This window comes from Streptomyces sp. NPDC046925, from assembly GCF_040644915.1.
Classification (GTDB): domain Bacteria; phylum Actinomycetota; class Actinomycetes; order Streptomycetales; family Streptomycetaceae; genus Streptomyces.
Map to the genome: position 1 here is coordinate 1,044,806 of NZ_JBEYWZ010000002.1, position 20,941 is coordinate 1,065,746.

Below are 20,941 nucleotides of genomic sequence, written 5' to 3' on the forward strand. Positions count from 1 at the left end.
GCCAGCCTGACCCTGTGCGGGGTAGGCAGCGGCGGGTCTGGCTGACCTGCGCGGACACCGGCGACGGTGGTGATCCGAAGCCCACCCGCACCGGCCACGGAGACCCGCATGGAACTGGCACAGATCGAACTCGGCGACGTCAGCGTCACCCGCGTGAAGGAGTACTACGGCCCCGTCGGCATGACGCCCGGCCAGTTCCTCCCCACGGCCCCCGAAGACGCCTGGCGATCCGACCCCGCCTGGCACGCCCCCGACTTCCTCGACCCCCGGACGAACATCGTCAACTCCGCGGTCCAGAGCTGGCTGCTGCGCAGCGAGGGGAAGACCATCCTCGTCGACACGGGCGCCGGCAACCACAAGGAACGCCCCTACTCCCCCGTCTGGAGCCACCTGCGCACCGACTTCCTGGCCGATCTCGAACGGGCCGGTGCCGCCCCCGAGGACGTCGACATCGTGATCAACACGCATCTGCACGTCGACCACGTCGGCTGGAACACCCGCCTGGACGACAGGGAGTGGGTCCCCACCTTCCCCAACGCCACTTATCTCATGCCCAAGGAAGACTACGACTTCTGGAACCCCGAGAACGGCCACAAGCCCCTGCTCGGCCGCGGCAACCAGAACGTCTTCGAGGACAGCGTCGCCCCCGTGCACCGCGCGGGCCAGGTGCGGCTATGGGAGCGGGGCCACCGGATCGACGGCAATCTGCGCCTCGAAGCGGCCCCGGGGCACACGCCCGGCTCCAGCGTGCTCACCCTCGACAGCGGCGGCGACCGCGCGGTCTTCGTCGGCGATCTGCTGCACAGCCCCGTCCAGCTCGTCGACCCGGAGCACAACAGCTGCTTCTGCGAGGACCCCCGGGGCGCCCGCGCCACCCGCCGGCGCATCCTCGGCTGGGCCGCCGATCACCATGCGCTCGTGGTCCCCGCCCACCTGGGAGGTCATGGCGCCGCCGAGGTCGAGCGCTCGGGCAGCGGGTTCGCCGTCAAGGGGTGGGCCCCCTTCACGCCGTATACGCGGGAAGCGGCCGACGAGGCACAGGCGGCGCAGGCATGACCGCCGCGCACCACACCGTGACCACGGCGCAGGGCGCCGTCGCAGGCGCCCTGCACGAGGGCGTCGCCGTCTTCCGCGGCATCCCGTACGCCGCGCCACCGGCCCGCGCCGGACGCTTCGCCGCGCCGCGTCCGCACGCCCCGTGGGAGGGCGTGCGGGACGCGACCTCGGCGGGGCCGACCGCGCCGCAGGCCGAGCGGAACCTGGGCGCCATCGACATGTCGCCCTACTTCGGGCCCGGTTGGATCCCGGGCGACGACTATCTGACCCTCGACATCTGGGCGCCCGAGCAGCGCAGCCGGGAAGAGGGCCGCGCCCTGCCGGTCATGGTCTTCGTGCACGGCGGCGGCTTCGTGGCGGGATCCACCAGGGCGAGCCTGTACGACGGCACGGCCTTCGCGCGAAGCGGCGTCGTCCTGGTCACCGTGAACTACCGCCTCGGGATCAGCGGCTTCCTGGACCTGCCCGGAGCGCCCCGCAACCGTGGCCTTCTCGACGTCCTCGCCGCCCTGCGCTGGGTACGGGAGAACATCACCGCGTTCGGCGGGGACCCCGACCGGGTCACGCTGTTCGGCCAGTCCGCGGGCGCCACCCTCACCGGTGCCGTCATCGCCGCGCCGGAGAGCAGGGGCCTCGTGCGGCGCGCCGTCGTGCAGAGCGGCAGCGGCCTTGGCGCCTTCTCGCCCGAACAGGCCGCCCGGGTGACGCAGGCGGCAGCGTCGGCCCTGGGCATCGCGCCGCACGCCGACGCCTTCGCGGCCGTGCCCGACGCGCGCCTGGTCGAGGCCACGGCCCGGCTCGGCGGCATCGACCTGCGGACCACGACCGCGTACGACCCGCTGATCGGGCTCAGCCCCTTCAGCGTGGTCGCCGACCGCCAGCCCGCCGACGCCGTCGCCGCCGGGCACGGCAGCACCGGCATCGATCTCCTCGTCGGCACCAACGCCGAAGAAGGCAACCTCTACCTCGTCCCTTCCGGCGCCTACGCCGTCTCCACGGAGGCCGACGTCCGGGCCGCCGCCGAGCGCTCCCACCCCGAACCGGACCTGCTCCTCGACGCCTACCGCGCGGCCCGTCCCGGGGCCGCCCCCGGAGAGCTGCGCTCGGCCGTCATGGGCGACGCGCTGTTCGGCGCGGGGAGCTGGGCCCTGGCCGACGCTCACGCCGAGCGGTCCTCCGGCGCCACCTACAGCTATCTCTTCGACTGGCGCTCGCACGCGTTCGACGGGCTGCTCGGCGCGACCCACACCATGGAACTCCCCTTCGTCTTCGGCCTCGACACGGCCCGACTGCACGGCGAGGGGGCACTGTTCGGCACCGGAAGCCCTCCTGCCGACCTGGCTCCGCGTATGCACGCCGCCTGGATACGCTTCGCCCGCGACGGCGATCCGGGCTGGGCTCCGTACGACACGCGCCGCCGGATCACGACGGTCATCGGTCGGAGCTGGACGGCGCACGAGGATCTGCGGGGCGGCATACGGCGGGCCTGGAAACGGTGAGCGGCGGGCCGCCGTGGGTCGGGCCGCGGGCCGCGTGGGTCGGGCCGCGGCCTGTCCCTGCCGATGGAACGGCATGAACTCTTTGCTCGGCCGGGCCGCCGCCCTCCTCTTCCCCGACACCGAGGGCCATCACGGCGTGCTGCCGCCGCTGCTCGTCGTGCTGACCTTCGTCACGGGCCTCGTCGACGCCGTCAGCTATCTCGGCCTCGACCGTGTCTTCGTCGCCAACATGACCGGCAACGTGGTCTTCCTGGGTTTCGCGCTCGCGGGCGACGTGCAGCTGTCCGCGACGGCGTCACTCCTGGCGGCCGGGTCCTTTGTGGTCGGGGCGTGGCTGGGCGGGCGGATCGCACCACGGGTCGCGCGGCCGCTGCGGCTGTTCGCGCTGATCGTGGGGGCGCACGCGGTGCTGGTGGCGGCGGCTCTGGTGCTCGACGTCGCCGCCGACGTCAGGGACGTACTGATCGTGCTGCTCGCGCTGGGGATGGGGTTGCAGAACGCCGTGGTCGGCAAGCTCGCCGTACCCGATCTGAACACCACCGTCCTCACGCGCACCCTGACCGGCCTGGCCGCCGACCGCTTCGGTCCGGCGTCCGTGCGCAGGTTCGCGTCGGTCGCGGCGATGTTCGCCGGTGCTCTCGTGGGCGGGCTGCTGCAGCTCCACCACGGCACGGTCGCCGCGCTGGCACCCGCACTGCTGCTGCTCGCCCTGGTCGCCCTGACGGCGTTGCTGCCGGGTGCGGCGGAACCGCGTACGAGCTGAGCGGCGTACGAGTTGGGCGGCGTACGAGGAACTGGGCTGTCTAGCGTGAGCCCTCGACGAGCCGGGCGAGGTTCGCCAGCGCCATCCGCGTGCCCGTCTCGTTGTCGGCGGCGGGCACGCTGTCCGGGATGCCTTCGTGCACGATGCGGACGTCGGTCCCGCCGTCCGCGTCGGTGAGCGTGGTCGTCATCGTCATGGTGGCGCTCAGCTCCTCGTCCGCGGTCTCGAAGGCGAGCACCTCCACCACCTGCTCGTCCGGTACGAGCTTCGCGAAATGGCCGTGGTACGTGTCGGTGTGCGAGGCCGACTTGCCGGTGCCGGAGGCGTCTTCGTAGGTGAGCGAGACGCGGAACCGACCGCCTTCGCGGGCGTCGAAGGCGTGCACAAGGCTGCTCATGCCGTCCGGCACGCGCCAGCGCGCGATCGCGTCCGCGTCCACGAGCGCCTGATAGACGGCCGCACGCGGGGCGTTCACGTGCCCGGACACCTCGGTCGAGTACGTCGAGTCCATGGGGACCAATCTAGGACCACATCCGTCACCCGGCGGCCATGTCGTCCTCGGGCGGCAGCTGATGCCCCAGCCGCGCCAGCGGGGAGAGGGCCATGAACAGCGGGGACAGTGCCAGACAGAGGGCGGTCAGCAGCAGACTCGTACGCAGCCCCAGCGCCCCGGCCAGGAAGCCTCCGAGCAGCGAGCCGACCGGCGTCAGGCCCATGCCGACGAAATTGATGGTCGCGACGACGCGGCCCTGCATCCGGACGGGCGTGATGGCCTGGCGTACGGCCATGGCCGTGACGTTGACCAGCTGGCTGAAGACGCCGAAGAAGAAGTTGATCCCCATGAGCGCGGTGAGGGTGAGGGCGGTGGAGCCGTGCAGTGCCGGTACGCAGAGCATCACTCCGTCGGCGAGCACCGCCGAGGCCACCAGGACCCTGCCGTAACCGAATCTCCCCGGCAGTCTCGCCGAGAGCAGGGAACCCACCACCGCGCCAGGGCCCATAGCGGCGAGCGCCAGGCCGACCGCCAGGCCCGACAGGTGCAGTTCGCGGGGCAGGAAGAGCAGATAGACGGTCATCACGGCCGCGAAGGAGAACTGGAAGAGGGCGGACGCGAGGCCCACGGCTCTCAGCAAGGTGTTCCTGAGGACCAGATGGAGGCCTTCCCGTATGTGCCGCAGAACGCGATGCGAGCCCTCAGCGCTCTCGACTCCCGCGTTCTCGGCTCCCGCGTTCTCGACTACTGCGCTCTCGACTACTGCCTCGGGGCGGCGGATACGGCGGATCGACACGAAGGACAGCGCGAAGAAGAACGCGCTGACCGCGGTGGCGATCGGCGCCGAGAACACCGACACCATCGCGCCGCCGAGCGCGGGCCCGCCGATCTGCGCCGCGGAACGGCTGCCCTCCAGCGCGCTGTTGCCCGCCGGCAACTGGTCGCGCTCCAACAGCCGTACCAGGGAGGCCTGATAGGCCACATCGAAGAACACGCCGAGGACACCCACGAGGAAGGCGACCACCAGCAGCGTCGGCATCCCGAGCACGCCGAGCACGTACGCGAGAGGGACCGCGGCCAGCGCGAGAGCGCGCCCGAGATCCGCGACGACCATCACGTTGCGGGCACGCCTGCGGTCCACCCACGCGCCGGCGAAGAGGGAGAAAAGCAGGATCGGCGCCTGCTCCACCGCGCGCAGGGCACCGAGCTGGCCTGCGCCGACGTCCAACGCCACCACGGCGATGAGCGGCAGGGTCACCTGGCAGGCGTGCGCCCCGAGTTGCGACGCGGTCTGCCCCGACCAGAGCCTGCGGAAATCGGCGTCACGCCACAGCCTCGACGCGGGACGCGCGGGAGCAGTACGGGAAACAGCACGTGAAACGCCACGGAAAGCGAACGGCACAGAGACCCCTTTGAGGCAGGAAAAGGTTCGCCGTGCCGCAACTCAGGGGCAGCACGCGATGACAGGCCGATGGCGACCTACGACGTCAACGCGTGCTCAGTGACCGGGCATCTCGCTTCCTGCTCCTCAAGGATCGCGGGGGCCACGGGGGTTACAGGGACCACGTGGTGCCGGCAGGCTAGCCTGCCGGCCACGGGCCACGAAAGTGCTTTACCGTCCCCCGCGCTCCAGGTGCTGCGGTGCCCGCTAAAGCGTCAGGCAGCCGCAGGGGTCGCCTGCTCCGTGAGGCGGGAGACGACCTCGGTGAGGCCCTGGACGACCTCGGTGTCGTCGGCCGGGTGGGTCTCGGCGAAGCGTGTCAGGGAGGCGGGGATGGAGAGCTTGGCGTCCTCCAGGACCGCGCCGCCCGCGAGGCCGGCGGCCTTGCGGGCCTCGTCCTGCGCCCACACGCCGCCGTACTGGCCGAAGGCGGTGCCGACGACGGCGACCGGCTTGCCGGAGAGCGCACCGGCGCCGAACGGGCGGGAGAGCCAGTCGATCGCGTTCTTGAGGACGGCGGGCATGGTGCCGTTGTACTCGGGCGAGAAGAGGAGGAAGGCGTCGACGCTGCCGGCCGCCTCGCGCAGGCGGGCCGCGGCGGCCGGAAGGGTGCCGTCGGCGTCGATGTCCTCGTTGTAGAAGGGCACGTCCGCAAGACCCTCGAACAGCTCGATCTCCACACCGGAGGGCGCGTGCTTGGCCGCGGCCTCGGCGAGCTGGCGGTTGTGGGAGCCGGCGCGGAGGCTGCCGACGAGAGCGAGGATGCGTACTGACATGGCGGAACTCCAGAAAGAGGTGCGGACGGACTCACATATGGGCAATGCGGGGTGATACGCGGCTACACAGATCGCGCGTCAAGCGGACCGGGGTCCGTTTAAATGTGTACCACCTATTCGGACCGCGGTCCACTTAGCTGCTCGCAGCGCTACGCTTGCCCCATGACCGGCTCCGTTCCCCCGCCCTCCCCCTCCTCGCCCGGCACACCGGGCGGGGCGACCGAGCTCGCCCTCACCCCGATCAACGACCCGCCGCCCCTCAGGGCCGACGCGGCGCGCAACCGCACCCGCCTGCTGGAAGCGGCCTCGCAGCTGATGGCGGGGTGCGGGGCCGCGCAGCTGACCATGGAGGCGGTGGCGACGGCGGCCGGGGTCGGCAAGGGCACCGTCTTCCGGCGCTTCGGCGACCGCACCGGGCTCCTGGTCGCCCTCCTCGACCACCGCGAGCAGCAGCTCCAGGCCGCTTTCCTCACAGGACCGGCCCCCCTCGGCCCCGACGCCCCGCCCCTGGAGCGCCTGCACGCGTTCGGCCCCGCGGTCATCCGCCACGAGCGCGACCACCACGAACTGATCCTGTCCTCCCGGACCGACCCCCTGCGCACCTACGACGTCCCGGCGAACCGCCTGCGCCTCACTCACGTCACGATGCTGCTGCGCCAGGCGGGCGCCACGGGCGACACCGAGCTCCTCGCACACACCCTGCTCGGCTCCATCGACAGCGCGCTCGTGCACCACCTGATCGTCGAGCTCGGCATGCCGCTCGACCGCGTACTGGCCGGGTGGCACGACCTCGTCACGCGCCTGGTGCCGCGACCGCCCTCGGCGGCCTGACGCCGAGGACCGGCCCGCGCACGAACCCGTCCGGGACAGCGGCCCCTACGGGACGGCGGCACCTACACGCCGATCGCGCCGTCTATCCGCTCGCGGAGCAGATCCGCGTGGCCGTTGTGCCTGGCGTACTCCTCGACCAGGTGAATGAGCACCCAGCGCAGCGACACCCTTCCGCGCCACCCGTCGTGGCCCTCGACGTCGAGGTCGGGGGCGTCGGCGACGAAGCGGTCGGCGAAGGCGACCTCCGCGCGCCAGGCCTCCCACGCGGCGGCGATCACGGCCGGTTCGGGCACGGCGCCGTCGAAGTCCTCGTCGGGGTTCGTGTCCGAGCCGAAGAGGAGCGGCACGTCCTGACCAGCGAGCACGCGCCGGAACCAGCGGCGCTCCACATCGGCCAGATGCCGCACCAGGCCGAGCAGCGAGAGCGTGGAGGGCTCCACCGACCGCCGGGCCAACTCGGCATCGAGACCCGCGCACTTCAGCTCCAGCGTCGTGCGCTGCGCCTTGAGGAAGCCGGCCAGCATGGGCCGCTCGTCGCCGGTGGTCCGTGCGTCGAGCCGGTCGTCCCGCTCTTCGTCCACGAACAGTTCCGCTCGTCTGCGCCCGTTGGTCATGGCCGCCATCCAACCCGCACAGCCGTGTGCGCGGCCAGCGGTTATCGGCGGCCGGGGCGGATCATGCCGTCGTCGCCCGTGGCGAGGAACTGCGTCGCCGCAAGCTCCCCGTACAACGGGTCGGACGCCACCAGTTCCTCGTGCGTGCCCGACGCGCGGATCCGCCCCGCGTCCATCACCACGATCCGGTCGGCCAGCGTCACCGTCGAGAGGCGGTGCGCCACCACCAGGACCGTCACGTCCCTGGAGACCTCGGCGACGACGTCACGCAGGGCCAGTTCGTTCACCGCGTCGAGCTGCGAGGTCGCTTCGTCGAGGAGCAGGAGGCGCGGCCTGCGCAGCAGCGCCCTGGCGATCGCCACGCGCTGGCGTTCGCCGCCGGACAGCTGGGATCCGCGGTGTCCGACCGGCGTCCGCAGCCCCTCCGGCAGCCGTTCGACGAGTGCGTCGAGGCGGGCCCGTACGAGAACGTCACGGATCTCGTCGTCGCTCGCGCCGGGCGCCCCGAAGAGGAGGTTCTCGCGCAGGGTCCCGGCGAGGACGGGCGCGTCCTGCTCCACATAACCGATGACGGAGCGCAGCTCGGCGAGCGGCCACTCGCGCACGTCACGGCCGTCGACGAGGACACGCCCGCCCGTCGCGTCGTAGAAGCGCTCCAGGAGGCCGAAGACGGTGGTCTTGCCCGCGCCGGACGGGCCGACGAAGGCGGTCATGCCGGGTCCGGGGATCGCGAAGCTCACGCCGTGATGGACGTACGGAAGGCCCTCCCGGTAGCGGAAGGTCACGTCCTCGAACGCGACGGCGGCGGGCCCCCGACGCCCTCCCTGCTCCCCGGGCCCGGCGACGTCCTCCGCCTCCAGGCGTTCGGCCCGTACGATCCGCGCGATGGCCGCCGAGCCGACCTGGTACTGCGAGACGCCCTCGACGAGGCGGGACACGGGGTCGATCAGGTAGAAGAGGAACAGCAGGAACGCCACGAGCGTCGATACGGATATCGCGCCCGACGCGACCCGCGCACCGCCGATGCCCAGGACGGCGAGGAACGACACCTGCACGGCGAAGCCCACCGAACTCCAGGCCACCGCCTGCCATTTGGCGGACCGCACGCCGTGCCGCCAGGCCTCCTCGGCGGCAGCCCGCACGGTCGCCGTCTCACGCTCCTCGGCGCCCGAGGCCTTGAGGGTGCGGAACGCGCCGAACGCGCGCTCAAGTGCGGTCGAGATCGTGCCGACCGCTTCCTGGGCCCGCTCCGTCGCCTGCGCGATCTTCGGCATCACCAGGGCCACCGCGCCGCCGATGAGCACGATCACGCCGAGGGTGACGCCGAGCAGGACGAGGTCCATGAGGCCCATCATCACGATCGTCGCGACGAAGGTGAGCCCGCCCGCGACCGCGGACACGACGGACTGCGTGGTGACCGCGCGCAGCAGTGTCGTGTCCGAGGTGATCCGGGACATCAGGTCGCCGGGCTGGGTGCGCTCCACTTCCGGCAGGCGCAGCCTCAGCAGCCGCCCGATGAGGGTGCGCCGGGCCGCGAGCACGACGGATTCGGCGGTGCGTTCGAGGACGTACGCGCCGACGGACTCGATGGCGGTGCCGAGCACGACGAGCGCGGTGAGCAGGAGGATGATCCCGGCGATCGAGCCGTCGCTGCCGAGCCGGTCCACCAGGGCCTTGGCGGCGAGCGGCTGGGCGAGGCCGGTCGCCGCGCCGATCAGCGCGCACAGGGCGCCGAGTGCGACGGCCGCGCGGTGCGGGCGGAAGTAGCGGTAGAGCGCCCGCCAGGTCTCGGCGGCCGCGAGCCGTTCCGCGGCCGGTCTCTCGTGGGCCGGCTGCTCCGGCGCGTCCTTGGTCACATCAGGCAGGACGCCGGTGCGGGCGGGTCTGCCTGACTCACCACCGCCGACCGTCGACTTGTCCACTGACGGACCCGTACACACCCCCTGATGGTCCATCACTTCTTACGCATCTCGGGTCAAAAAGGTTAAAAAACATATATTCATCTGATTCGTTCATCTTCCTGCGGTCTACACATGTCTTCGACCAGGAAGCGAGTGAACGGAGTGACTATGCACTCGGTCGGCCGAAGGCACGCACTGGGCCTCGGACTTGCGATGGCAGCGGGCGCGGGTCTCGCCGGGTGCGGCGCCAAGGACGGGGGATCCGGAGGTTCGGCTGCCCCCTCGTCGTCCGGGCAGGGGCGGGAAAAGGGGCGCGACAAGGACGACGGCCAGCACGGCGCGCAGCAGAAGCAGCCGCCGGAGAAGCCGATCGGTGACGGCTCGACGGCGTACTCGGGGAAGCAGCCGAAGCAGCCCGACACCCCGGTCCCCCTGGAGCCGGGCGAGACGCCCCCGCAGTTCGTCGTCTTCTCCTGGGACGGCGCGGGCGAGGTCGGCACCGGCCTCTTCCCCCGCTTCCTGAAGCTCGCCGAGGACCACGACGCCCGCATGACGTTCTTCCTCTCCGGGCTCTACCTCCTGCCCGAGTCGAAGAAGCGGCTCTACAGACCGCCGAACAACGCGGTCGGCGCCTCCGACATCGGCTATCTCAGCGACGACCACATCAAGGAGACGCTGGGGTACGTCCGGCAGGCCTGGCTCGAAGGCCACGAGATCGGCACGCACTTCAACGGACACTTCTGCACCGGCACCGGAAGCGTCGCCAACTGGACGCCCGCGCAATGGCACAGCGAAATCGACCAGGCAGCGTCCTTCGTGAAGGAATGGCGCACGAATACCGGCTGGACCGATCTGCCGTCGCTGCCTTTCGACTACGACAAGGAACTCGTCGGCGGCCGCACCCCCTGCCTCCTCGGTCAGAGCAATCTGCTGCCCGTGGCCCGTGAGCGGGGCTGGCGATACGACTCTTCGTCGCCCGGCGGACTGCAGCGGTGGCCGGAGAAACGCCTCGGGGTGTGGGATCTGCCGCTTCAGCAGATCCCGTTCCCGGGCCACCGGTTCGAGGTCCTTTCCATGGATTACAACGTCCTGGCCAACCAGTCGAAGAATTCGACGCGGGCCCCCTCGTACAACTATCCGGGCTGGCGCACCCAGGCGACCGGTTCGTATCTCGCCGGTTTCCGGCGCGCGTACGAGACGAACCGTGCTCCCTTCTTCGTCGGCAATCACTTCGAGGACTGGAACGGCGGCATCTACATGGACGCCGTCGAGGAAACCCTCAAGAGGATCGCCGGGAAGGAGGACGTACGCCTCGTCTCCTTCCGGCAGTTCGTCGACTGGCTCGACGTCCAGGACCCGGCCGTCCTTGCCAGGCTGCGCAGGCTCGAAGTGGGGCAGCTCCCCGACGGCGGCTGGCGCAGCTTTCTCGGCAAGTCGACCAAGCGAGAAATCAACAGAGAGATGGAGACAAGAAGTTGACCGTGAACCGGTTGAAGCTGAAGTACGCGTCGGTGAAGTACGTGTCGGTGGCGTCGGTGGCGGCCCTCGCCGTTCTGACGGGCCCCGCGGCGGCCGGTGCAGGCGCCGCGACCCCGCCTCCCGCCCCCGGAGCCGAAGCCCCCGCAACGGCAGCACCCGGAACCGCGGCTCCCGGAACGCCGGCTCCCGTAGCCACCGGAACCGAAGCGACCGGAACCCCCGCACCCGGGGCCCCCGCGACTGCGGCCCCGCGTCCCACCCTGACCGCGAAGTCCACCGCGAGCAGCGTGCGCGCGTGGCAGGACTTCCACGTCTACGGAGTCGCCCGCCACATGCGGCCCGGCACGCGCGTCACGCTGCAACAGTTGCAGGGCAAGCGGTGGGTGGCGCTGCCCGCGTCGGTCTACACCGCGCGCTCCGGGGCGTACAACATGCGGGTCAAGCTCGGCTGGAAGGGCCGCAACTCCCTGCGCATCGTCGGCGGCGGCGCCGTATCGCCGGTCTTCAAGGTGACGGTCCGCTGACCCGGTAGCGCCGGATCCGGTCACCCCGGTCATGAGCCGACGTGCTCATGACCGGGCGCCGACGACCGGGGCCTCATGCGACGACGTCCCGCCTGCCGAGACCGGCCTCGGGTGCGAGCGCCAGGACGCCGACCTTTCCGGTGTGGCGGTTGGCCTGGACGAGGCGGGCGGCCTCGGCCGTGTCCTGGAGGTCGTACGTCACCGACAGGGCGGGCCGGATGTGCCCGAGGTCCAGCAGGCGGGCCACCGCGGCCTGCTCGTGGAGGTTGGCCCCGTGGCTGCCGATGACGCGCTTGAGGCGCATCCAGAGGTAGCGGTTGTCGAACTCGTGGAGATAGCCGGTGCTCGATCCGCAGGTGACGACGGTGCCGCCCCGGCGCACCACGAAGACGGACAGCCCGAAGGTCGCCCGGCCGACGTGCTCGAACACGATGTGCGGGTCCTCCCCCACCGCGGCGCGGATCCGCTTGCCGAGCTTCTTGCCGACCGCCGCCGGGTCGGCGGGAGCGCTGCCGGTCAGGCCGATCTCGGCACGGTTGATCACCGCGTGGCAGCCGAAGGCACGGGCACGCTCGGCCTTCTCCTCGCTGCCGACCACGCCCACCGCGATGCCGCCGCCGTTGCGCACCAGCTGCGCGGCGTACGCGCCGAGGCCGCCCGCCGCGCCCCAGATCAGCACGATGTCGCCCTGCGTCATCCGTGCCCCGCGGTCGCTGACCAGCATGCGGTAGGCGGTGCCCGCGCAGAGCGGATTGGCGGCCGCTTCCTCCCAGGTCAGCCGCCCCGGCTTGGGGAGGAGTTGACTGGCGCGGACCACGCAGTAGTGCGCGAGCCCGCCGAAGTTGGTCTCGAAGCCCCAGGCCAGCTGGGAGTCGCCGAGCATGCCGTCGGCGTGGGTCGCGGGTTCCTCGTCGTCGACGTAGACGGGAGAGACCACGACCTCGTCCCCGATGTTCCAGCGGCGTACCCCGGCCCCCGTCCGGACGATGACGCCCGCCGCGTCCGAACCGACCACGTGATACGGCTGATCGTGCCGCTCGGCCCAGCCGCCTTTCGCGCCGAAATGCCGCAGAAAGGCGAAGGTCGATATCGGCTCGAACATCGCGGACCACACGGTGTTGTAATTGATCCCGCTCGCCATGACGGCCACGAGTACTTCGTCCGGGGCGAGTTCCGGCATCGGAACTGCTCCTACGTGGAGTGTTTTCCGGACGTCTTTGTCAGCCACGCCCGTGAAACTCTCCACGTCTTCCCTCCGCAGATGCGCGGCGGTGTATTCGGCGGGTAAGGGGAGTCGGCGCAGTTCGTCCGCGCCGGCTCCCGCTACGACTGCCTCTGCGAGCACATCCATGACGTTCCTCCTTCGGCACAGCTGTCCAGTGTCGGATTCGTTCGGTTCGGACTCGTGCGGTTCCTTCGGGTTCGGTTCGGTGCGTATACGTTGCGGGTGGAGCCCGTATCTCACAAGCGGATCGGCTTCAATTCATCGGGATCGCTAATCGACCCCTCGCACGGTCATCACTTTCCGAGTAGAGGCCTCTCCATTTCAGTCGCTAATGTCCGGCCCACCCGCACTGAAAGGTGAGAAATTCCATGGCTGAAGAGAGCGCGAACGCCGCCGCTTGGGGCGAACGCATGGGCACAGGAGACCGGGTGGTGGTGGGGGTGTTCGTCGGCATTCCCTTCGTCGCGGTGATCGCGTCCGTCGTCGTGCTGTGGGGATGGGGTGTCACCTGGCACGATCTGGTGATCGGCGCGGTGATGTACGCGATCGCCGTGCACGGCATCACCATCGGCTACCACCGCCTGTTCACGCACAAGGCGTTCAAGGCGAACCGCCCCCTGAAGATCGCCCTCGCGGTCGCCGGGACGATGGCCGTCGAGGGCGACCCGATCACCTGGTGCGCCGACCACCGCCGCCACCACCAGTTCGCGGACCAGCCGGGCGACCCGCACTCCCCCTGGCGGTTCGGCACCTCCGTGCGCGCGCTGCTCAAGGGCATGGTGTGGGCGCACGTCGGCTGGACGTTCAACAACGACAAGACCAATCAGCAGAAGTACGTCCCCGACCTCCTCGCCGATCGCGATCTGGCCCTGGTGGCGCGCTGGCAGCCGCTGATCGTGCTGTTCTCCTTCGGCGCGCCCGCCGTGGCGGGCGGGCTCTGGGGTCAGGGCAGTTGGGACTCCGGCGCCGCCTGGTCGGCCTTCTTCTGGGCCGGGCTCGTCCGCATCGGTCTGCTCCATCACGTCACCTGGTCGATCAACTCGATCTGTCACATCAGCGGGGACCGGCCCTTCCGGGCCCGGGACCGCTCGGGGAATGTGTGGTGGCTCGCCCCGCTGTCGGGCGGTGAGTCCTGGCACAACCTCCACCACGCCGATCCGACGTCCGCCCGGCACGGGGTCCTGCGCGGCCAACTCGACTCCAGCGCCCGGCTGATACGCCTCTTCGAGCTGGCCTCGTGGGCGAGCGCGGTGCGGTGGCCGGACGAGCGGCGGCTGGCCCGGCTGTCCGCCGCCGACGACGTCAGGACGCCTCGCCGGGAAGCCCAAGGCCCGCCGCAAGCGTCGGCCAGGAAGCCTTGAACTCCTTCTGCCAGGAGGACCAGGCGTGCGAGCCCCCGTCGTAGAAGTGGACCGTCGCCGGGATACCGGCCCGGTCCAGCCGCCGGTCGAACGCGTGCGCCTGGTTCCACAGCGTGCCCTCCAGGACGGCCCCTTCGAGGTTGCCGAAGTCGCTGCTGGGGATGCCGCTGCCCTGCGAGACGTAGAGCCGGGTCCCCGCCAGGCGCCCCGCCAGAGCCGCGGGGTTGTGGCTGTTCCACCTCTCGCGGTGCAGCAGGGGGCTGCCCCAGAGAGCCGAGGGGAGCAGGAACTCGCGGGCCACGATGGCGTTCATCACCGTCGGCATGCCCAAGGCCGTCGTGTCCACGACTCCGCTGTACGAGGCGGCGGCCCCGAAGGTGCCGGGGTGGCGCGCGGCGAACGCCATGGCGCCGTAGCCGCCGGTCGAGACGCCGGCGACGGAGCGGGTGCCGTTGGCGCGGTAGGTGTCGCGCAGGAGGCCCGTCAACTCCTCCACCTGGAAGGTCTCGTAGTCGGGTGCGGAGGAGCTGCCGTGGTTCCACCAGTCGGTGGGGATGCCGGTGGGGCCCGAGGCCGGCATCACGGTGATGACGTCCTTGTCGGCAAGGAACTCCTCGACGTCCGTCTCGCGGGTCCAGGAGGTGTAGTCGTCGTGGGCGCCCTGGAGGAGGTAGAGCACGGGCCAGGTGCGGTCCGGCTGTTCCTTGAAGCGGGCGGGCAGGATGACGCGTACGGGTAGCTGTTTGCCCACGGCGGGCGAATCGACGGTGAGGTCGACGGTGCGGGCGTCCAGCCATTTCTCGCCGACGATGCGGGGGCCATCGGCGGCCCTGGCCGCCGCCGGGGACGCGGTGGGCGCCCCGAGGGCGGTGGTGGTGCCCAGGGCGCCGCCGGTGGCGAGCAGGGCGGTCACGGCGGCCAGGGCGGCGAGCTTCTTGCGGGGTCTGCGGTGCTTCTGCGGCATGGGGGCGGTCCTCTTCTCGGGCGGGCCGGCGGGCCGGCGCGCGGATCAGGCGTCGGACAGGTCGCGGGCGAGGAGTTCGGCGAGGGTGTCCACGACCGGGGGGTCGAGCAGGGAGAGGTGGTGGCCGGGCAGCGGGGTGACCGTGAGGTCGGCGCAGTGGGCGTCCCAGCCCAGGCTTTCGTCGTCCCGTTCGTAGCGGACGTCGCGCACGGTGTGCGGGGCCGGTTCGGTGGCCCGGTAGAGGAGGGTGCGGCCCGCGTACGGACCGGGCCGATGGCGTTCGCCGCTGCGCAGGTCCAGGGCGGAGGTGCGCTGATGGTCGAGGACCCCCTGAGGCAGGTCGACGGCCTGCTCCAGGAGTTTCATGACGAGCGCGATCTGCTCGGCGTCCTCCAGGCGTGCCAGTTGCTCGAAGGGCAGGGGGAGTTGCGTGCGGTAGGTGCGGGCTACGTAGGCGGCGAAGTCGGCGTAGCGGCGGCGGGCTTCCTCTACTGGGGTGAGGCCGGGGGGTGCGGGCAGGGGCAGTACGGAGTCGATGAGGACCAGGGCTTTGACGGTGCCGTGCGGGGTGAGGAGCCTCGCGGCCTCCTGCGCGAGCAGACCTCCGTAGGACCAGCCGCCGACGATCCAGGGGCCGTCGGGCGACACCGCGCGGATGCGTTGCGCGAAGTGCTCCGCGCGGGGCCCCAGGTCCTCCGGGGCGGCCATCCTGTCGAAGCCGTGGACGGGCCGGGACGCGGCCAGGCGTTCGGCGAGGCGCACGTACACCTCGGAGGTGCCGCCCGCGGCATGGGCCAGGAAGAGGGGGGTCCCCTCGGCGGTGTCGGCTAGGACACGCAGGGGTCCTTCCCCCGCCGCCTTGATCCCCGGCCGGGGCGAGGAGTGCTCCGCCCCGCGGGAAGCGGGCGATGCTCCCCGCGCACGCCGGGCGGTCCCGGAGTCGGGCAGCAGCTCCGCCACTCCCCGCAGCGTCGCCTGCCGCAGCAGCACCCCCGGTTCCACCTCCACCCCGAACTCCCGCTCCACCGCGCTCCGGATGCGTGCCGCGGTGAGCGAGTCCAGGCCCAGGTCTGTCAGGGGCGTGTCGGCGTCGATGCGGTCGGGGGTGTAGCCCATGACGTCGGCCACGCAGCCGCGCAGGCGGTCGAGCGTGCCCGTGCTGCGGGCGGCGGCCGGTTCGTGGCGTGGCGTCTCCTGCGGCCCCGGGGTCTCCCCCGCCCAGAAGCGGCGGTGGCGCCAGCGCGGCGGCGGTACGTCGGTGATGCGCGCACCCGGATGCAGGCGCCGGCGGGCCGCGGGAACGCCTTCGCCCCGCACCAGCAGGGATGCCAGGGAGGTACGGAAGGTGAGCGCGTCGTCCGTGTCACGGCGCAGGGTCGGGACAATGAGCGACCCCTCGGCGCCCGCGTCCAGCAGCGTCTCGGTCAGCGGGTGCAACTGTGTTGGATGCGGGGCCACTTCGACGAACACCCGGTGGCCGTCGTCGGCGGCGGCACGCACCGCCTGCCGGAAGCGGACGGGGCGCCGCAGGTTGGCCACCCAGTAGTCGGTGTCGCAGGGCGCCGGGTCGCGCGGGTCCGCGAGGACGGTGGAGTAGCGGCGGCAGGCGGGCCGCGCGTGCCGCACGGTGCCGAGCTCCCCGGCGAACTCGGCGAGCAGCGGGTCGACATGGGGCGAGTGCCCGGCGCCGGTGACGTGCAGGGAGCGCGCGAAGCCGCCCTGGCCGGTGACGTGGTCGATGAGTCCGCGTACGTCTTCGGCCGAGCCAGTGACCACGCTCTGCGCCGGTGACGCGTGCACGGCGACCTGGAGCGTGCGGAATCGGGCGGCCAGGGCCTCGATGTCCTCTCCGGGGCGGTCCACCACGGCCATGGCGCCGCCCGTGAGACCGGCGAGGAGCCGCGAGCGGATCGCGACGACGCGCGCGCCGGTGGCCGCGTCGAGGGCGCCGCAGGCGACGGCCGCGGCGATCTCTCCCAGGGAGTGGCCGATCACGGCGGCGGGCTCGAAGCCGTAGGACGTCCACAGCTCGGCGAGGGCGACCTGCATCCCGTAGAGGGCGGGCATGACGACGGCGGGCGAGGTCAGGTCGGCACCCGCCCTCATGCAGTCCCGCAGGGAGATACCGGCCTCCGCGCGCAGCAGCGGTTCGAGGCGGTCGACAGCGGCGGTGAACTCCGGTTCGGCGGCGAGGAGTTCGCTGCCCATCCCGGCCCATTGCGAGCCGTACCCGGAGAACACCCATACCGCTCCGGGCCCGGTTGCGGCCGCGGGCACACCGACCACCACGCGCGGGTCGGGCTCCCGCCCGGCCAGGCGTCCGAGCGCCGTGGCCAGTTCCTCCCGGCCGCGGGCGACCACCGCCGCCCGGTGCCTGCCGCGCCCCGCGCGGCCCGCCAGGGTGCGGGCGAGGTCCGCCGGGCGGACAAAGCGTCCTGCCGGTTCGCCCAGCCATGCGGCCAACTCGCCCGCGTACGTGCGCACGCGGTCCTCGGTGACGTCGTCGAGCAGGGCGATGGCGGGGGCGCTGCCGGCCCGGCGTGCGGCGCGCGGCGCACGGTGTTCCGCGAGGGCCACGTGCGCGTTCGTGCCTCCGAAGCCGAACGCCGAGACCCCGGCCCGGGCCCGGCCCGAGTAGCGGGGCCACGGCTCGGGGTCCGTGACGACGCGCAGGCCCAGTGCGTCGAGGTCGGCGTGCGGGCCGGGGGCGGTGAAGTGCAGCTGGGGCGGTATCTCGTCGTGGTGCAGGGCAAGGACCGTTTTGATCAGCCCGGCGATGCCCGCCGCCGCCTCCAGGTGTCCGATGTTGGTCTTCACGGAGCCGATGAGCAGCGGCTGGTCGGCGGCCCGCCCGCGGCCCGGTCCGAGCGCGGCCGAGAGGGCGGACGCCTCGATCGGGTCGCCCAGGGCCGTGCCCGTACCGTGTGACTCGACGTAGTCCACGGTCGTGGGCCCGGCGGCGTGGCTCTGTTCCAGGAGGGTGCGCTGGGCCTGTGCGCTGGGGGCGGTGAGTCCGTTGGAGCGGCCGTCCGAGTTGACGGCGGTCGACTCGATGACCGCGAGGACACGGTCGCCGTCGCGTTCGGCGTCCGCGAGGCGCTTGAGCACGACGACGCCGCAGCCCTCGCCGCGCACCATGCCGTCGGCCGACGCGTCGAACGCCTTGCACCGGCCGTCCGCGGCCAGCGCCCCCGCCCGCTGGAAGCCGAGGGTCACCGCGGGGGCCAGGAGCAGGTTCACCCCGGCGGCGAGCGCCGTGTCGCTCTCCCCCGCGCCGAGGCTGCGTACCGCGTGGTGCACGGCGACGAGCGAGGAGGAGCACGCCGTGTCGACGGCCATGCTCGGGCCGCGCAGGTCCAGGAGGTAGGAGAGGCGGTTCGCGGCGATGCTCAGGGCCGCGCCCGGCGGGGTCCAGGCGCCGATCGACTCCGGGTCCGCGGTGGTCAGATGGGCGTATTCGTTGCCGCTGATGCCCACGAAGACGCCGGTACGGGTGCCCGCGAGGGACGGCGTGGGCAGTGCCGCGTGGTCGACGGCCTCCCGTACGACCTCCAGGAGCATGCGCTGCTGCGGGTCCATGGCGGTGGCCTCGTCCGCGCCGATGCCGAAGAACTCGGCGTCGAAGCCCGCCACGCCGTCGGTGCTCCCGTTCCCGAGGTAACCGCCGTGCCTGCTGATGTCGTCCGGCAGGCGCGCCCCCTCCCGTACGAAGGGCGCCCAGCGGTCATCGCCGACGGTGCCCACGGCGTCGCGGCCCTCGCTCAGGAGCTGCCAGAAGGCGGCGGGCGACGTGACTCCGCCGGGCAGTCGGCACCCGACGCCGATGACCGCGACCGGCGCCGCGCCTTCTCCCGCGACCGTGTTATCGCCTTCTGCGGGAAGCGCACCGCCGCTCACCGCGGCCGGTGGCGCACCGCCGTGCTCCGGTTCGCCGCGCTCCACCCGTTCCATGAGCTCGCCGATCGTCGGCGCCTCCCAGAGCAGCGTGGCGGGCAGCCGGGTGCCCGCGAGGTCGCTGAGGCGCGCCGTGAGGACGACCGCGTCGCGGGAGGTCAGGCCCAGCTCCGCGAGCGGGCGGTCGTCGGTGATCTCCCCGGCCGCGAGGCCGTACCAGGCGCTGAGGCTCTCGACGACCGCGGCGCGTATCTCCGCTCGGTCCACCGGGTTCATCGTGCGTCCTCCGCTCCGCCGCGGCTCCCCTCGCCGAAGGCGCCTTGCAGGTAGCGCGCGCGGCCCGCGGCTCTGGCGACCTTGCCGCTGCTCGTCCGGGGCAGCGAGCCCGGCGCGATGAGCAGGAGTTCGGCGAGACGCAGTCCGTGCCGGGCCGATACGGCGGCGGTGGCGGTGCGCTGTGCGGCGAGCAGGTCCTGTTCCGTGGGCTCGGCGCCGCGCCGGTGTTCGGCGACCACGACCAGGACGTCGGTCTCCGTGCCCGTCCAGGGAACGCAGAACGCGGCGAGCCGGTCCCTGCGGACGAGGTCCACGGCCGACTGCACGGTCTCCTCGATGTCCTGCGGGTAGTGGTTGCGGCCGTCGACGATGATCAGGTCCTTCAGGCGCCCGGTGACGTAGAGGAGCCCGTCGTGGAGCGCGCCGAGGTCTCCGGTACGCAGCCATCCGGCCTCGCCGTCGTCCTGTGCGGTGTCGGGCGTGCGGACGCCGAACACCTCCTCGGAGAGTCCGCTGCGCTTCCAGTAGCTGAGGCCGATGTTGGGGCCGCGCAGCAGGATTTCGCCGACCTCGCCCGGGCCGCGTGCGGCGCCGGTCGCCGGGTCGGCGATGCGCAGCTCCTGTCCCGCAGGGGTGCCGCAGGCAACCAATTGGGTGGCATCAGGGTCGGTCGGCTCGCGGACGTCGAGCCTCCCTTCGCTCAGGGCGAGCTGATCGCACGCCAGGACCGTGGGAGGTGCGGCGAACGTGTCGGTCGTGACGAACACGGTGGCCTCGGCCAGGCCGTACGCCGGGCAGTGCGCCTCGGGGGCGAGTCCCGCGTCGTCGAACGCGTCGCGGAAGCGGTCGACGGTGCCGGGGCGCACGGGTTCGCTGCCGTTGATGAGGACCTTGACGCGGTCCAGGCGCAGCTCGGCGACCTCGTCCCCGTCGATCCTGCTCGCGCAGTAGTCGTAGGCGAAGTTGGGGGCGGCGCTGATCGTCCCCGGATACGCGGCGAGCAGCCGCAGCCAGCGCACCGGTTGCTCCAGGAAGGCGACCGGGTCCATGAGGACCGAGGGGAAGCCGCCGACCACGGGCGCGGCCACGCTCAGGACCAGGCCCATGTCGTGGAAGAGCGGCAGCCAGCCGACCGTGGTGTTGCGCCTCGCCCCGGCCTCGAAGGCGTCGATGGCCTGGCGGGCGTTGGCCACCACGTTGGCGTGGCTGATCACGACGCCCGCCGGGCTGCGCGTGGAGCCGGAGGTGTACTGGAGGTAGGCGATGTCGTCCGGTGCGATCCGCTCGGGGAGCGCGGCGCCGGACCTCTCGCCGAGGGCGGCATCGGTCCGCCCGCCGGGACGGTCCACCAGGACCACCGGCACCGGCGGCAGCCCCTGCTCGGTCATGAACCGCGCGACGCCGCCTGCGGTGCGCTCGTCGGCGAGGACGCACGCGGGCTCGCAGTCGGCGAGGACGGCGGCCAGCCTGCCCTCGTGGCCGGGGAGTTCGGGGCCGAACAGCGGCACCGCGATCACGCCCGCGTAGAGGCAGCCCAGGAACGCCGCCGTGTAGTCAAGGCCCTGCGGGAGCAGCAGGGCCGCTCGCTCGCCGGGGCCCGCGCTCGCCGCGATCCGCACGGCGAGCGCACGGGCGCGGGCGTCGAGGCCCTGCCAGCCCAGGGTGTGGTGCAGGCCGGGCGACGACGGCTCGGGGAACTCCACGTAGGTGAAGGCGCGCTGGTGCGGGCGGTCGGCGGCCCAGTGCGCCAAGTGGTCGGTCAGCAGCGGGCCTTCGGGCAGCTGCGGGTTCTGCGGCCTTGACGACATGGCGGCTCCAACTGGACAGCGCGGGGACCGGGACGG

The 20,941-nt window shown here is 72.1% G+C and carries 16 protein-coding genes; 7 read left to right on the forward strand and 9 right to left on the reverse strand.

From position 1 onward, the window contains the following. The first annotated feature begins 114 nt into the window (after positions 1 to 114). From ABZ906_RS10990 to ABZ906_RS11000, 3 genes are all read left to right on the forward strand, one after another. Positions 115 to 1,056, forward strand: a complete 942-nt coding sequence (locus ABZ906_RS10990; protein WP_361381405.1) for an MBL fold metallo-hydrolase — start codon at positions 115 to 117, stop codon at positions 1,054 to 1,056. After that, complete coding sequence (locus ABZ906_RS10995; protein WP_361380282.1) at positions 1,053 to 2,555, forward strand: carboxylesterase family protein; 1,503 nt, start codon at positions 1,053 to 1,055, stop codon at positions 2,553 to 2,555. The genes ABZ906_RS10990 and ABZ906_RS10995 overlap by 4 nt, the downstream gene beginning before the upstream one ends. Before the next feature lie 73 nt (positions 2,556 to 2,628). Next, on the forward strand, positions 2,629 to 3,318 hold the full coding sequence (locus tag ABZ906_RS11000; protein WP_361183009.1) for a YoaK family protein: 690 nt from the start codon (positions 2,629 to 2,631) through the stop codon (positions 3,316 to 3,318). 40 nt (positions 3,319 to 3,358) lie between these two features. On the opposite strand, the gene ABZ906_RS11005 is transcribed toward ABZ906_RS11000, so the two are convergent. From ABZ906_RS11005 to ABZ906_RS11015, 3 genes are all read right to left on the reverse strand, one after another. Beyond that, positions 3,359 to 3,829, reverse strand: coding sequence for an SRPBCC domain-containing protein (locus ABZ906_RS11005; RefSeq protein ID WP_361380286.1), 471 nt, complete (start codon positions 3,827 to 3,829; stop codon positions 3,359 to 3,361). 25 nt (positions 3,830 to 3,854) lie between these two features. Continuing rightward, complete coding sequence (locus ABZ906_RS11010) at positions 3,855 to 5,144, reverse strand: MFS transporter (protein WP_361381408.1); 1,290 nt, start codon at positions 5,142 to 5,144, stop codon at positions 3,855 to 3,857. A 323-nt stretch (positions 5,145 to 5,467) separates the two neighbouring features. Next, the gene (locus ABZ906_RS11015) at positions 5,468 to 6,028 is read right to left on the reverse strand and encodes an NADPH-dependent FMN reductase (protein ID WP_361183012.1); all 561 of its coding nucleotides are present in this window, start codon (positions 6,026 to 6,028) and stop codon (positions 5,468 to 5,470) included. Positions 6,029 to 6,190: 162 nt separating this feature from the next. Here ABZ906_RS11015 and ABZ906_RS11020 point away from each other — a divergent pair, with 162 nt between their 5' ends. Beyond that, complete coding sequence (locus ABZ906_RS11020; RefSeq protein ID WP_361380289.1) at positions 6,191 to 6,859, forward strand: TetR/AcrR family transcriptional regulator; 669 nt, start codon at positions 6,191 to 6,193, stop codon at positions 6,857 to 6,859. 62 nt (positions 6,860 to 6,921) lie between these two features. On the opposite strand, the gene ABZ906_RS11025 is transcribed toward ABZ906_RS11020, so the two are convergent. Together ABZ906_RS11025 and ABZ906_RS11030 are read right to left on the reverse strand one after the other, a co-directional pair. After that, positions 6,922 to 7,473: a DinB family protein gene (locus ABZ906_RS11025; protein ID WP_361183015.1), complete on the reverse strand. Its 552-nt coding sequence runs from the start codon at positions 7,471 to 7,473 to the stop codon at positions 6,922 to 6,924. Positions 7,474 to 7,514: 41 nt separating this feature from the next. Beyond that, complete coding sequence (locus tag ABZ906_RS11030) at positions 7,515 to 9,329, reverse strand: ABC transporter ATP-binding protein (RefSeq protein ID WP_361381411.1); 1,815 nt, start codon at positions 9,327 to 9,329, stop codon at positions 7,515 to 7,517. Positions 9,330 to 9,542: 213 nt separating this feature from the next. On the opposite strand from ABZ906_RS11030, the gene ABZ906_RS11035 reads away from it, so the two are divergent. Together ABZ906_RS11035 and ABZ906_RS11040 are read left to right on the forward strand one after the other, a co-directional pair. Further along, positions 9,543 to 10,853, forward strand: a complete 1,311-nt coding sequence (locus ABZ906_RS11035; RefSeq protein WP_361380292.1) for a hypothetical protein — start codon at positions 9,543 to 9,545, stop codon at positions 10,851 to 10,853. A 2-nt stretch (positions 10,854 to 10,855) separates the two neighbouring features. After that, the gene (locus ABZ906_RS11040) at positions 10,856 to 11,377 is read left to right on the forward strand and encodes a hypothetical protein (protein WP_361380295.1); all 522 of its coding nucleotides are present in this window, start codon (positions 10,856 to 10,858) and stop codon (positions 11,375 to 11,377) included. Between the two features lie 73 nt (positions 11,378 to 11,450). On the opposite strand, the gene ccrA is transcribed toward ABZ906_RS11040, so the two are convergent. Then, positions 11,451 to 12,728: a crotonyl-CoA carboxylase/reductase gene (gene ccrA / locus ABZ906_RS11045; RefSeq protein WP_361380298.1), complete on the reverse strand. Its 1,278-nt coding sequence runs from the start codon at positions 12,726 to 12,728 to the stop codon at positions 11,451 to 11,453. Between the two features lie 242 nt (positions 12,729 to 12,970). Here ccrA and ABZ906_RS11050 point away from each other — a divergent pair, with 242 nt between their 5' ends. Beyond that, positions 12,971 to 13,963, forward strand: coding sequence for a fatty acid desaturase (locus tag ABZ906_RS11050; RefSeq protein WP_361380301.1), 993 nt, complete (start codon positions 12,971 to 12,973; stop codon positions 13,961 to 13,963). Here ABZ906_RS11050 and ABZ906_RS11055 read toward each other — a convergent pair. The 3 genes from ABZ906_RS11055 to ABZ906_RS11065 are packed head-to-tail and all read right to left on the reverse strand — an operon-like array spanning position 13,905 to position 20,905. Further along, complete coding sequence (locus ABZ906_RS11055; RefSeq protein WP_361380304.1) at positions 13,905 to 14,927, reverse strand: alpha/beta hydrolase family protein; 1,023 nt, start codon at positions 14,925 to 14,927, stop codon at positions 13,905 to 13,907. The two genes, ABZ906_RS11050 and ABZ906_RS11055, sit on opposite strands and share 59 nt — an antisense overlap. A gap of 45 nt (positions 14,928 to 14,972) precedes the next feature. Continuing rightward, on the reverse strand, positions 14,973 to 19,097 hold the full coding sequence (locus tag ABZ906_RS11060; RefSeq protein WP_361380307.1) for a beta-ketoacyl synthase N-terminal-like domain-containing protein: 4,125 nt from the start codon (positions 19,095 to 19,097) through the stop codon (positions 14,973 to 14,975). After that, positions 19,094 to 20,905 carry a fatty acyl-AMP ligase gene (locus tag ABZ906_RS11065; RefSeq protein ID WP_361380310.1) on the reverse strand — a complete coding sequence of 604 codons (1,812 nt, stop codon included), beginning with the start codon at positions 20,903 to 20,905 and terminating at the stop codon, positions 19,094 to 19,096. The genes ABZ906_RS11060 and ABZ906_RS11065 overlap by 4 nt, the downstream gene beginning before the upstream one ends. Positions 20,906 to 20,941 lie beyond the last annotated feature (36 nt).